Source organism: Streptococcus sp. FDAARGOS_522 (assembly GCF_003812445.1).
Classification (GTDB): domain Bacteria; phylum Bacillota; class Bacilli; order Lactobacillales; family Streptococcaceae; genus Streptococcus; species Streptococcus agalactiae.
The window spans coordinates 1,951,932-1,965,946 of the sequence record NZ_CP033808.1 but is presented as its reverse complement, the minus strand read 5'-3'; the positions used below and the strand labels follow the sequence as shown (position 1 = coordinate 1,965,946).

Here is a 14,015-nt window from a genome sequence, read left to right as displayed (position 1 = left end):
CTTAGCTTAAACGATAAAACCTTCAAGGAAGATAGGCATATGCTCTATCTTCCTCTTTACTCTTCCATCCCTAGTGTTACCTCTGGAACATCATGTTGAACATAAGCAACTCCTTTTGCTTCCATAAGTTCAATAGCAAATGGGTGTGGGCGATAATTAGCTTTATAAGTAATTTTCTTAACCCCGGCTTGCAAGAGCGCCTTGGTGCAATTGATACAAGGAAAATGCGTCACATAAATTTCTGTATTATTAGTAGAAATACCTTCTTTAGCACACTGAATAAGGGCATTCATCTCAGCATGAACAGTCCTAATACAGTGACCATCTTCCATATAATGTCCTACTTCGTTACAGTTATCTGTCTCAGAGACTCCTCCGTTATAACCTGTAGCAATGATGCGATTATTTTTGACTAAAACAGCTCCAACAAAAGCACGGTCACAGGTAGAACGTTTAGAAATCAACTCTGCATTTGCCATAAAATAATCTTCCCAAGAAAGTCTATTCATTCTATTTTCCTTTAAAGTACAATTAATTCTTTAGGTGCAGATGTCAATACTTCGCAACCTGTTTCCGTTATTAATAAATCATCTTCAATACGAACACCGTATTTATTATCGAGATATATTCCTGGCTCGTCAGTCACTACCATCCCAGATGCAATCACTCCCTCTGACTTACCAAAATAAGGAATTTCATGAACATCAAGCCCCATACCATGCCCTATACCGTGGGTAAAATGATTACCGTATCCAGAATTTTCAATTACTTGTCGCGCCAAGTAATCATAATCACAACGCTTCATTCCTGATTTTACATTATCAATAATAGCTTGATTACTTTTCAAAACGATATCGTAAATCCCGCGTTCCTCATCAGTGACATGACCGATATGAATCGTACGTGTCATATCACTAACATAGTGCTGATAGTAACAACCAAAATCTAAAGTCAGAGTTTCTCCCGATTGAATAGTCTTCTGACTCGCAACCCCATGTGGCATCGCTGATCGATGTCCAGATGCTACAATAAAATCAAATGAAGGACTAGTTGCTCCTAATTCTCTCATGCGAAAGTCTAAAAAATTAGCAACTTGCAATTCAGTTGTTCGATCAGGTTTTATAAAATCCAACACATCTAAAAAAGCTTGGTCCGAAATACGACAGGCTTGACGGATGATCGCAAGTTCTGTTGCATCTTTAATCATACGTAACTTTTCAACAACAGATGGAGCTTCTATCAAGCTATAATCTTCAAAAACTTCCACCATATGTTTGTACATATGATAAGAGATATCAGTTTCAAAACCAATCGCCATCAAGGCGTCATCTCGAATAATTTTCAAAATAGCCGCAAGTGGTTCTCTGCTAATGATAATATCAAACTCTCTTACAGTATTCTTTGCTATCAAGGCGTATCGTGAATCTGTAACAAAAATCCGGTGTTTTGGACTAATGAGTACCGTTGCATTAGTTCCTGAAAAACCAGTCAAATAAAAAATATTTGTTAAATTCGTTATTAAGAGTGCGTCACATGATAATTGTGAAATTGCTGTTTGACATCTAGTTAGACGTTGTTCAAAACCCATAAGAAACCTCACTATTCTAACCTTAATTAGGTTAATTTTATCATCTTTTAAGACATTTAGCTATAAGAAAAGCAACTCATTTCAGTTGCTTTTACTTCACTATTCTTTTATATTAAGAGCTTCTTTTAATGCTTTAACTTGCATCTCAGCATACGCTTCTGGATTTGTCTTAGCTAATGTCTTTATCTCCATAGCTTTCACTGGGTTTACTTTTGCTTGCAAAGTCATCTGTTCTTTTAGTTTAGCCGCAGCCGATTCTAAGTGTTCAGACTGCTCTTTAGTCAAAACTAGCCAAGTTTTTCGTGGTATTTTAGCAACTGATTTCTGAGAAATCAATTCTCCATTTTCACCTGCAAAGCCATAAAGTAGTTTCGAAAGACTATCTTTCCACACATAACGTTTAGTCTTTGTTGTTACTGTGGCTTTTTTCACATCAGCTAATTGGTAGCTAGCAGATTTTTTCACAGCACTTATCACTTCTTTTGTATTTGGAACAAAGTGAGCTTTTGCTTCTTTTTGATTTAAATCTGTTCGATAAACTAAAACATTATTACTCGAATGAGTACCAATCTCTTTATAAATCATGAGACCAAATGGAGCCTTACTATCACCCGCACTATAAATCTCACGTGTCTTTGTCTTAGTTTCAATAGTCATACCTGTATGATTAACAAAGTGATCCGTTAACATCCAAACTGAGGCAAATAACAAAGCTAATGAGAGAAGACCTAGAATATACCGTAGAGCTTTTGGATGAATCAACATCCATGTGACAAATGTCAAAATAGTTGCCAGTGCAATAATCAAAATAATCATGCTATACCTCCTTTTCCGTCTCAATAATTTTCCCTTTTCTCAGGAAAAGAGATACCAGTAAACCAAGAACCGCGAATACAAAACCAATGGCAAAAGAAACATGGAAGCCATCAAGACTAGCATTCAACATCTGATTTGCATATTTTAAAGGATTCATTGTTAGCAAATCTTTTGATGGTTTATTGTTGGTGATAATATTTTGAGCAACACTTGAAAGCAATGCAACTACAACTGCTGAAGCAATTTGACGAGCAGTATTATTAGCTGCTGTTCCATGTGCGGCCTCATGTGGTGGAAGTGCGCTCATCGCACTTGCTGTCAATGGCATCATAACCATAGCAATACCAAACATACGTACTGCATATAAGAGGGTAATAAAATGATCTGGTGTTGTAGTCGTTAAGAAAACAAAAGGTAACGTCGCTACACCTAGTATGGTAAAACCAATCATAGCCATACGTCTTGCACCAACTTTATCATATACAGCTCCAGAAATTGGACTAACTATCCCCATCATCAAGGCACCTGGTAATAAAGCTAAACCAGAATCAAGTGCAGAGAGACCATGAACGTTTTGCAAGTAAAGCGGTAGCATCATTTCAACACCCATCATCGCCATCATTGAAAGTGCAATAGCTGCTGTTGTTACTGAGAATTGTTTATTTTTGAAAACACGGATATCTAAGAACGGTGTTTCTAGTTTTAATTGACGATGAATGAATAAGGCGATAAAAATAATACCAACCATAATAGGAGAAATAACATATCCAATATCTCCCCATCCATAAGTTGCCACATTTGTGAAGCCCCACAAAAAGCTACCAAAACCAATTATTGAAAGGATAAGGGAAGGCACTTCCAATTTAACTGACTTATTATCAACCACATCTTTTAGAACAAAGGGGGATAAAATTGTAGTGACCGTTAAAATTAGTAAAGGAAGAAGGAAAATTGCACGCCATGTCAAATCATGCCCTGCAAAATGAAATTCTTGTTTTAAAATCCACCCTGCTAATGTAGGCCCAATAGCTGGGGCAAGACCAACCACCAAACCATTAAGTCCCATAGCGGCACCACGCTGCTCTGGAGGAAAAACATTCACCATAACAACCTGCATCAAAGGCATAGAAATTCCTACAGAAATCGCTTGAATAATACGTCCTACTAAAAAAAGGTTCCAGTTAGATGTAGGTGCTAACGTCGTCATTAACAGTCCAATAAGTAAAACAACGTAGGATGTCACATACAACCATTTTGTTGAAAAACGTGTCGCTAAATAAGCTGAAACAGGAATCATAATCCCATTCGCTAATAAAAACCATGTTGTTGCTTGTTGAGCCGTTGACAACGAAATGTTAAAGCTATTCATCAAAGTTGGGATAGCCGTTCCCAAACTTGTCTGATTTAACACCCCTGCAAATGTAGCAATCAACAATAAGGTGATCATGGCTGTACGGTTATATGGTTTGCCATGAATATCATGTTTTGCTTTTGTAGTCATTTTATCTCCAATCTCTATTTCTGATTTTAACTAATATCTTTTAAGAATAACAAATAGGTCTTATAAGGTTATTTTTTGATTTTTTAATCAAGAAAAAATATTATTTTCTGAAAAAATCATTATTTTAGTTATCGTGAGAACTATTTTATAATAGCTAAATTTTATTGTCAAGAAAAAGATTCTCATAGAAACTATTTTTTCCAAAACATCATTATTTCCTTTTTCTAAAATATCTCCCCACTATTTTTCCTAATAAAGCGTTCTCCATTTAATGACTTCTACATAATGTTAGCTTACAAAAAGGAACTGAGTAATATTACTCAGCTCCCAATAAACTATCTTGCTAACTTCTCTTTTAAATAATATCCTGTATAGGATTTAGAATTTTCAGCAACCTCTTCTGGTGTTCCGATAGCTACAATTTGTCCGCCACCAATACCTCCTTCAGGGCCGAGATCAATAATGTGGTCAGCAGTTTTAATAACATCAAGGTTATGCTCAATAACAAGCACTGTATTACCATCATCTACAAAACGATCCAAAACCTTAAGTAAACGAGCAATATCATCTGCATGAAGCCCCGTTGTTGGTTCATCTAATATGTAAAGACTCTTACCTGTCGAACGCTTATGTAATTCACTTGCCAGCTTCATTCGCTGAGCTTCTCCTCCTGATAAGGTTGTAGCTGGTTGCCCCAAAGTGACATATCCCAAACCAACATCCTTAATAGTCTGTAACTTACGAGCAATTTTAGGAATAGCTGCAAAAAATGTAACTGCATCATTCACTGTCATATCAAGAATTTGTGCAATATTTTTTTCTTTATAATGTACTTCCAGAGTCTCACTATTATAGCGCGTGCCATGGCATACCTCACAAGGAACGTAGACATCTGGTAAAAAATGCATCTCAATTTTGATGATACCATCGCCAGAACAAGACTCACAACGTCCACCTTTGACGTTAAATGAGAAGCGTCCTTTTTTATAACCTCGAATTTTTGCCTCATTAGTTTGAGCAAAAAGATCACGAATATCATCAAAAACACCTGTATAGGTTGCGGGATTAGAACGTGGAGTCCGACCAATTGGACTTTGGTCAATATCAATCAATCGATCAACATATTCAATGCCTTCTAAAGAAACATATTTACCTGGTTTATCTGAGTTACGGTTAAGCTTCTGCGCAACAGCTTTTTTCAAAATACTATTAATTAAGGTTGATTTTCCAGAACCTGAGACACCAGTTACGGCAATAAATTTACCGAGAGGGAACTTGACATCTAAATTTTGTAGGTTGTTTTCTGCCGCACCTTTGATTTCTAAAAAGCGACCATTGCCTACTCTTCGTTCAGATGGCACAGGAATCACTTTCTTACCTGACAAATATTGTCCTGTAATGGATTTAGTATTTTTAGCTACTTGCTTCGGTGTGCCAGAGGCCACAATCTCACCACCAAACGCACCAGCACCAGGTCCCACATCGATTAACCAATCAGCTGCCATCATTGTATCTTCATCATGTTCAACAACAATAAGCGTATTACCCAAATCACGCATTTTCTTAAGACTATCAATCAAACGGTCATTGTCTCGCTGATGAAGTCCAATGGACGGCTCATCAAGTACATAAAGGACACCTGATAAATTAGACCCAATTTGAGTAGCCAAACGAATACGTTGACTCTCGCCCCCGGAAAGTGTTCCTGCAGAACGTGACAGATTTAAATAATTAAGCCCAACATTATTTAAGAAACTTAGGCGGTCATGGATTTCTTTGATAATTGGTCGAGCAATTAATTGTTCATTTGAAGATAAACGCAACGTTTCTAAAAGTTCTAAATGGTCTGCTATCGATAAATCTGAGACTTGCCCAATATTAAGACCTTCTTCTCCCCCAACTCTTACGCAAAGTGCTTGATCATTGAGACGATAGCCATGACAAGTGTTACATTTTAGCTCGTTCATATATTCTCGCATAACATTGCGTGTATAATCGCTATTAGTTTCATGGTAACGACGATTAATATTATTGACAACCCCTTCAAAAGGCAAATCAATATTTCTCTCGCCTCCAAAATCGTTAATATAATGGAAATGGAACTCTCGTTCGCCTGAACCATATAGGGCTAGGTCCTGCTCCGCCTTGCTTAATTTTTCAAATGGCGTATCCATATCAACACCAAATTGAGTCATAGCTTGCTCTAGCATCGTTGGATAATAATTTGATGAAATTGGATTCCAAGGAACTAAGGCCCCTTCTCTAAGGGTCTTGCTTTTATCTGGAATAACCAAATCTATATCTACTTCTAACTTAATTCCTAAGCCATCACAGGTCGGACAAGAACCAAAGGGTGCATTAAAAGAAAAAAGGCGTGGCTCTAATTCAGGAACAGTAAAACCACATTCAGGACAAGAATAATGCTCTGAAAACAATAACTCATTGCCATCCATTGTATCAATAACGACATAACCATCCGACAAACGTAGAGCCGCTTCAACGGAATCAAATAAGCGGGAACGAATGCCCTCTTTATTAATTAATCGATCTACTACAATATCAATATTGTGCATCTTACTTTTTAATAATTCAGGCACCTCAGTAACATCGTGAATATCACCATCAATACGAACACGAACGTAACCATCTTTTTGTATTTTCTCAAATGTTGATTTGTGTTGTCCTTTTTTTCGACGTATAATTGGGGCTAAAATTTGCATCTTTGTTCGCTCTGGAAGCGATAGTACCTTATCCACAATTTGCTCTACAGAAGATGCTGTGATGGCTCCGTGACCATTGATACAATATGGAGTTCCAACACGAGCATAAAGCAAACGTAAATAATCGTTAATTTCTGTTACAGTCCCAACAGTAGAGCGAGGATTCTTACTTGTTGTTTTCTGATCAATAGAAATAGCTGGACTAAGGCCATCAATAGAATCTACATCAGGCTTTTCCATATTTCCCAAAAATTGGCGCGCGTAAGCAGAAAGACTTTCAACGTAACGACGTTGTCCTTCTGCATAGATAGTGTCAAAGGCCAAACTAGACTTACCTGATCCTGATAGTCCCGTAACGACAACTAACTTGTCTCGTGGAATGTCGACACTTATATTTTTTAAATTGTGAGCTCTTGCTCCTCTTATCATTAATTTATCTTGCATAATGTTGTGCCTCAGCACTCCTTTTTGAATAGTGTTGACTTATTATATCAAATTTTAATAAAGTCAGTATTTTTTAGTTTTAAATTTCATAGAAAAAAGAGATGAACTAATACGTTCATACTCTTTGTTATTATCTTCTTTGTTGTGGTGCCACTGGTGCCATTGAGCTTTGAATATTATATTTACGTTGTAAATAAAAGCGCAAACTAAACGATGCTAAAGCAATAATAAACAAAACAGCCTCAGGAAGTTTAGGATTAATAGTGGCAGGTAGAAGAGGTACTACTGCAAATAAGGCAAACCAAACTAACATAACTAGTGCCAGTACTGCGAAAGATTTAAGCCAGCCTGGTCTTTCAGATTTTGGTTTACCCATATGGCGATAAATATAGTAATAAGTAACGTACATGGCCGCACCACCACCAAAACCAAGAGTTAAAATTGAAATAAGCCCTGTATTGACATTAGATTGACCAAATAACAACATTAATCCATTCAAAGCAGTTACTAAGCCAAGAAATAGTAAGGAAGTATCTAACCACATCAACCAAGGATTGGTATTTTTTTGTACAGATACTCTAGCTTTATCCTCAGGTCGCTCAGTGAATGAGGCTGCCCAAGTAGTTGGTGCTCCTAAGAGTGAGCGTGCGGTAATTCCTTTTTTCTGATTATCTATAATCTCTGGGAGATGTTCTTCTAAAATAGCTTTGATTTCTGCATCTGATTTTCCATCAGCTAAAAGTTGATTAGTTGCAATATGAACAAACTCTTGATTCTTTTTAGTTAAGTCTTGTAAAGTCATGTGAACTCCTTGATTAATATACTATTAAAACCATTTTTTACGAATAAAATAAAATACAACAAATGAACTCATCAAAAAGGCCAAAAGAACAACATAGATAAATCCATGTGCGAGACCATTCAAAGGCATCCAATTATTTTGAAAGTTCATCCCATACGCCGAAAAAATAACCGTTGGAATATCCAATGTCATGGTTACTAGGGCTAAGGTTTTCATAATGGTATTCTGATTATTACCGATGATTGAAGCAGTCGTTTCTGTCATGGCATTTAAGACATTTTCATAGATATTTGCCATTTCAATAGCCTGCTGAGTTTCGATCAATGTATCTTCAAGCAGATCTTCATCTTCAATGTATTTTTTTAAACTACTGGTACTACTGGTCAATTTTTTGACGATTCGCTCATTAAATTTTAAAGAGGCCTTTAGATAGACAATAGATTTTTCCAATTCCATCATGTCGATCAATTGCTCATTTCGAGTTGCACTCTCTAGTTGTGCTTCAATTTTATCGCTCTGCCTATCGATAGTACGCAAAGCCTGTAAGTATAATTCGGCATTGCGATAAAGCAATTGGAAAACAAAACGTGTCTTCATAAAGGTATAAAAATTTTTGACACGTCGTCTATAAAAGTGATCAAACAGCGTCAAATGTTCTAGGCAAGTAGTAATAACAGCGTTGTCAGTAACGATAATGCCCATAGGAATAGTCATATAATAACTTTTGTTATTGCGTTCTTCATAGGTAGGAACGTCAACAATAACTAAAGTATAATCATCTTCAACCGAGATACGGGAAGTTTCTTCCACATCGAGGGGAGCACGTAAATCATCAATATCAATACCAAATTGATTAGCTACTTGTTCGGATTCTTCCTGGGAGGGATTAACCAGATTTATCCAAGCACCTGGCTCGAATGTTTCAATTTCTTTAAATTCAATTGCCGTTGAAAGAAACATTTGCTTCATGGCGATTCCTCCTTTGTTATAAAAAATCCATACCTTAGTATTATACAAGAAAACCATTTGTTTTGCACGGTTAATACGGTGGTATCCTAAATTTTTCTATTATTTGACTCGTAAATACCAATAATAATGGTAAAAAGAATAAAAAAATAGCCGCTAGGGCTATTTTATATTAATCTTCATTTACGTAAGGCATAAGAGCCATAACACGAGCACGTTTGATTGCTGTTGTTACTTTACGTTGGTTTTTAGCTGAAGTTCCTGTTACACGACGTGGTAAAATTTTTCCACGTTCTGAAACGAAACGGCTAAGAAGCTCTGTATCTTTGTAATCAACATATTCAATCTTGTTAGCTGCGATATAATCAACTTTTTTACGGCGTTTGAATCCGCCACGACGTTGTTGAGCCATGTTTATTTCTCCTTTATAGTTTTAAATTCTGTCCATCTATTATATTAGAATGGTAGATCATCATCTGAAATATCCATTGGATTTGAGTTACCAAACGGACTCTCATCACGACTAAAATTAGGCGTTTGTTGAGAAGAAGCTGAATAACTATTATTTGACGGAGCATTGTTATAGCCACCGTTATTATAAGAGTTAGATGAACCACCTTCTCGTGTAGCACGACTTTCCAATAATTGGAAACTTTCCGCAACAACTTCTGTTACATAGACACGTTGACCTTGTTGGTTTTCATAATTACGTGTTTGGATACGACCTGTAATTCCAACCAAAGCACCTTTTTTTGCCCAGTTAGCCAAGTTTTCAGCTTGTTGGCGCCAAATAACACAGTTAATAAAATCAGCCTCACGTTCGCCAGATTGATTTTTAAAATTACGATTAACTGCAAGTGAAAAAGTGGCTACCGCTTGATTACTTGGTGTATAACGAAGTTCTGCATCACGGGTCATGCGACCTACAAGTACTACATTATTAATCATAAACTACCTTCTTAGTCTACTTTAACGATCATGTGACGAAGAATGTCACCGTTGATTTTTGAAAGACGGTCAAACTCATTAAGAGCTACTGCATCTTCAGCTTCAACGTTAACGATATGGTAAAGTCCTTCAGTGAAATCTTGGATTTCGTATGCAAGACGACGTTTTTCCCAATCTTTTGATTCAACAACAGTTGCACCGTTGTCAGATAAGATAGAATCAAAACGTGCTACCAAAGCGTTTTTAGCTTCTTCTTCAATGTTTGGACGAATAATATAAAGAATTTCGTATTTAGCCATTGATATGTTCCTCCTTTTGGTCTAATGACTCATGAATTTTTCATGAGTAAGTGAGGTTATGCTCACAAGATATTATTATAGTAGAAATAAGTTAATAATGCAAGGTTTTTATGTTTTTATTTCCCTGATATCATTTAAAGACATTTTTAATTTTTCTTTATTGAAATATGCCTTATATCAAACCTATGTAGCCATTTTCTTTTACTGACTTATGTTCAATCCCCATTCTATAATTCAATTAAAAAATAAAAAGGCGAGGTTTACACCTCACCTTCAACATATTATTTAAAGAATTCTTTATTGGTTTAAGTTTTCGTTGGAGAAAAATTCAGTGTCTCCGATTTTATATTTTTAAATATTAAAATACTATTTAGGGAGTCCCTCTTTATTTTTATTACCTTTGGTAACACCAAAACATACACGAACTTTTATTCATATGTGTTACCATTTTACATCTTTCATATTGAGATATTTGATTAGCAATACCTCCTTGACTAACAAAAATTACTAACACATCTAGGGGTATACCCTAGTTTATATTTGTTCATGATTACCTCAAGCGAGCATTCGCTAATGGTAATGAACTATTACCACATTGTCTGTCTTCCTTAAATTATATAAGGACTTATGTGTCACCGTTACTGTAGCGACCTACATCTAGACCTAACATAAGTGCCCCTCCAACTATTTCTAGGAAATGAAGAAAACTTCAAATCCTTGTGACTGTTTGCAACATCAATGCATTGATAACAATTTTAGTGTATCGCCATTCTTATAGCGACCCATATTAAAAATTAACATAAGCGCTACCTCCATTAACTAAAGTTAGCTTGCCTACCAATCTTTCTTTTGGAGACTAGTCTCCATTCTTATACCTAGAGATATTGTAATAGATCATGGATAACCTCCTTGATTTAAACTTTATCTTTATAATTTAATTATAGTGTAAACGCTTCCCTAAGTCAAGAAAAAAATATTGATGCAACATTTTTCTTCATTATTAATTACAATCTAGTCAACATACCTCTTTGTCAAATCCTCTTTCTTTGATACAATTAATCTATGATAGATTTAAAAGACTATGGAATTGAGATGTGGCCTGAAGATAGGATCGCTTCTTTTCGTCGCACACTTTTAGGGTGGTATGATCAAGAAAAACGTGATCTCCCTTGGCGAAGAACTACTAATCCATACTATATTTGGGTTTCTGAAATCATGTTGCAACAAACACAAGTTAATACGGTAATCCCTTATTATAAACGTTTTCTAGAGTGGTTTCCTCAAATAAAAGATTTGGCAGACGCTCCTGAAGAACAATTACTAAAGGCATGGGAGGGACTAGGCTATTATTCTCGGGTGCGTAATATGCAAAAGGCTGCACAGCAAGTGATGGTTGATTTTGGTGGCATATTTCCTCACACTTATGATGATATTGCTTCATTAAAAGGGATTGGTCCTTATACTGCAGGTGCTATCGCCAGCATCTCATTCAACTTACCAGAGCCTGCTGTTGATGGTAATGTGATGCGTGTCATGGCTCGTTTGTTTGAAGTTAATTATGACATCGGTGACCCTAAAAATCGTAAAATTTTTCAAGCTATTATGGAAATACTAATTGACCCTGACAGACCCGGTGATTTTAACCAAGCACTTATGGATCTGGGTACAGACATCGAATCCGCTAAGACACCTAGACCTGATGAAAGCCCTATTCGTTTCTTTAATGCTGCTTATTTGAATGGTACTTATGGTAAATACCCCATAAAAAATCCTAAGAAAAAGCCTAAACCAATGCGAATTCAGGCTTTTGTCATTCGTAACCAAAATGGCCAGTATCTACTGGAGAAAAATACTAAAGGGAGACTTCTAGGAGGATTTTGGTCATTTCCTATTATCGAAACGTCACCTCTTTCTCAACAATTAGATTTATTTGATGACAATCGATCCAACCCCATAATCTGGCAAACCCAAAATGAAACTTTCCAAAGAGAATATCAATTAAAGCCCCAATGGACTGATAATCACTTTCCAAATATTAAGCACACTTTTAGTCACCAGAAGTGGACAATAGAACTCATAGAGGGGGTGGTCAAAGCAACAGATTTACCTAATGCTCCTCACCTAAAGTGGGTAGCAATTGAGGACTTTTCTCTGTATCCCTTTGCAACACCACAAAAGAAAATGCTAGAGAACTACTTAAAACAGAAAAATGCTTAATCACAAGTGAACTATGACGGTTCACTTTTTGTTTACAATTCCTTTACGTCGCTGTAAAGTTTTCCTCAGATTATCTTTTAATACCCTATAAATAGTGGTCTATCCCTAATGTCAAATACATTTGATAGACCCGTTAGCTTATCATCCTTATACTAATATTATGAAAGGAGATATTTATGGAAATTGGTCAGCAAATTATTCGCTACCGTAAACAACAAGCGCTCTCGCAAGAAGAATTAGCCGAGAAAGTCTATGTAAGCCGTCAGAGCATATCTAACTGGGAAAATGACAAAACTTACCCAGACATCCATAGCCTCTTACTCCTAAGTCAAATTTTTCAAGTGAGCTTAGACCAACTAATTAAAGGAGACATTGAGAAAATGAAATATACCATCACTCAGGTTGATAAAAAGAATTTTGAACGAGATACCAAAGTAATGGTAACATTGATGATACTATTAATGATTTCAAGTTATCCATTAGTCTATTTCTTAGAGTGGCTAGGACTTGGCATTTTTGTTTTATTATCGATAATTACTATGACTTATGCTAATCGTGTGGAACGTTTTAAGAAAAAATATGATGTGCAAACTTATAAGGAAATCCTAGCTGTTTCAAATGGAAAATTATTAGACGAAATCGAAAAACGGGAAGAAAGAGCAAAACTTCCTTATCAGAAACCCCTTATTGTCACTGTATTTTTCCTCATTACTATTGCCACCTTTTTTGCAAGTCGTTTTATTTTTACATGGTTGTTCCATTTAAGTTAGTAGATAATAAAATAAAGCTCAGCGTGACGCTGGGCTTTATTTTATTTAACTCAATTCAGCAATAATAGCTTTCAGTTGGTCTTTAGTATGAACACCTGCAACTTGTTTAACCACTTCTCCGTCTTTTTTAAACATCAATGTTGGAATTGACATAATACCAAACTGACGAGCAGTTTCCGGATTTTCATCAACATCCATTTTCAAAATTTTGAGTTCATCTTCATCGATTTCTTGAGATAACTGTTCTAAAATTGGTGCTTGCATACGACATGGACCACACCAAGTTGCCCAAAAATCAATGAGTACTAAACCTTCTTTAGTTTCTTCTACAAATGTAGCATCTGTTACTTCTAATGCCATCTTTTTTCTCCATTTCATCTTAATGATAAGCCTATTGTACAAGAATTTAGTTGTTTTTGAAACTATTTGCTACGAACTCGCTAAATAAATAAACAAAGCCCTAAAATCAAGCCAATAAGGTAACCTACAATAACATCCTTAGGATAGTGAACACCTGCTATCACACGGCAAATTGCCAATAGAACCGATAATATTAAACAAACTATTCCAAAGTAAACATAATATCGTAACAAACACATACTAATCATCGTAGCTGAAAAAACATGTCTGCTAGGCATCGACCTTCCCTCAGTATCCTTATAAATTAAAGGTTTAATATTCCATTTTTCATATGGTCGTGGAAAATCAAGGCGTTTCCTAATGTAAGACAAAGCTATAAAGCCAACAGCAGGGATAATTAATATCCTTAACCATAATTGAAATGTCATCCCTTGCCAAAGAGTAAATATCAGAAAAGATGGGTAGAGTATGTACATCATTCCTGTGACTATTTTTAGTAAAAAATTTAAAAGAATTATTAACTGTGGTTTTTTTCTAAAAGGTTGAGATAGTTTGGCATAAAATTGTTCATATGATTCCATAAT

At 35.8% G+C, this 14,015-nt stretch carries 14 protein-coding genes; 2 read left to right on the top strand and 12 right to left on the bottom strand.

All coding sequences use genetic code 11. The annotated features are described in order from the left end of the window. Positions 1–56: 56 nt before the first annotated feature. The 10 genes from EGX70_RS10270 to rpsF all read right to left on the bottom strand — a co-directional run bounded on the left by EGX70_RS10270 (position 57) and on the right by rpsF (position 10,084). Entirely contained in the window at positions 57–509 is a 453-nt protein-coding gene (locus EGX70_RS10270) for a deaminase (RefSeq protein WP_001081097.1), read from the bottom strand. A gap of 11 nt (positions 510–520) precedes the next feature. Further along, on the bottom strand, positions 521–1,588 hold the full coding sequence (locus tag EGX70_RS10265) for a Xaa-Pro peptidase family protein (protein WP_000505341.1): 1,068 nt from the start codon (positions 1,586–1,588) through the stop codon (positions 521–523). A 99-nt stretch (positions 1,589–1,687) separates the two neighbouring features. After that, positions 1,688–2,404 (bottom strand): DUF4811 domain-containing protein, encoded by a 717-nt coding sequence (locus EGX70_RS10260; protein WP_000584715.1) that lies wholly within the window; start codon positions 2,402–2,404, stop codon positions 1,688–1,690. Position 2,405: 1 nt separating this feature from the next. Then, positions 2,406–3,905: an MDR family MFS transporter gene (locus tag EGX70_RS10255; protein WP_000208365.1), complete on the bottom strand. Its 1,500-nt coding sequence runs from the start codon at positions 3,903–3,905 to the stop codon at positions 2,406–2,408. A 335-nt stretch (positions 3,906–4,240) separates the two neighbouring features. Then, on the bottom strand, positions 4,241–7,069 hold the full coding sequence (gene uvrA, locus EGX70_RS10245; protein WP_001152955.1) for an excinuclease ABC subunit UvrA: 2,829 nt from the start codon (positions 7,067–7,069) through the stop codon (positions 4,241–4,243). Positions 7,070–7,199: 130 nt separating this feature from the next. After that, positions 7,200–7,871: a DUF1129 domain-containing protein gene (locus EGX70_RS10240; RefSeq protein ID WP_000174844.1), complete on the bottom strand. Its 672-nt coding sequence runs from the start codon at positions 7,869–7,871 to the stop codon at positions 7,200–7,202. Positions 7,872–7,895: 24 nt separating this feature from the next. Continuing rightward, a complete protein-coding gene (locus tag EGX70_RS10235) occupies positions 7,896–8,840 on the bottom strand; it encodes a magnesium transporter CorA family protein (protein WP_000812124.1) in 945 nt (314 codons plus the stop codon). Positions 8,841–9,009: 169 nt separating this feature from the next. Beyond that, positions 9,010–9,249, bottom strand: coding sequence for a 30S ribosomal protein S18 (rpsR, locus tag EGX70_RS10230; RefSeq protein WP_000068665.1), 240 nt, complete (start codon positions 9,247–9,249; stop codon positions 9,010–9,012). Positions 9,250–9,293: 44 nt separating this feature from the next. Continuing rightward, on the bottom strand, positions 9,294–9,785 hold the full coding sequence (locus tag EGX70_RS10225; protein WP_000609586.1) for a single-stranded DNA-binding protein: 492 nt from the start codon (positions 9,783–9,785) through the stop codon (positions 9,294–9,296). An 11-nt stretch (positions 9,786–9,796) separates the two neighbouring features. Continuing rightward, positions 9,797–10,084 (bottom strand): 30S ribosomal protein S6, encoded by a 288-nt coding sequence (rpsF, locus tag EGX70_RS10220; RefSeq protein WP_001151773.1) that lies wholly within the window; start codon positions 10,082–10,084, stop codon positions 9,797–9,799. Positions 10,085–11,146: 1,062 nt separating this feature from the next. Here rpsF and mutY point away from each other — a divergent pair. Further along, a complete protein-coding gene (gene mutY, locus EGX70_RS10215) occupies positions 11,147–12,301 on the top strand; it encodes an A/G-specific adenine glycosylase (RefSeq protein WP_016480119.1) in 1,155 nt (384 codons plus the stop codon). 176 nt (positions 12,302–12,477) lie between these two features. Then, complete coding sequence (locus tag EGX70_RS10210) at positions 12,478–13,071, top strand: helix-turn-helix domain-containing protein (protein WP_000402392.1); 594 nt, start codon at positions 12,478–12,480, stop codon at positions 13,069–13,071. Between the two features lie 45 nt (positions 13,072–13,116). Here the strand turns inward: EGX70_RS10210 and trxA are convergent, their stop codons facing one another. Both trxA and EGX70_RS10200 read right to left on the bottom strand, forming a co-directional pair. Further along, positions 13,117–13,431, bottom strand: a complete 315-nt coding sequence (trxA, locus tag EGX70_RS10205; RefSeq protein WP_001162959.1) for a thioredoxin — start codon at positions 13,429–13,431, stop codon at positions 13,117–13,119. An 80-nt stretch (positions 13,432–13,511) separates the two neighbouring features. Beyond that, positions 13,512–14,012: a phosphatase PAP2 family protein gene (locus EGX70_RS10200; RefSeq protein ID WP_000446806.1), complete on the bottom strand. Its 501-nt coding sequence runs from the start codon at positions 14,010–14,012 to the stop codon at positions 13,512–13,514. Positions 14,013–14,015 lie beyond the last annotated feature (3 nt).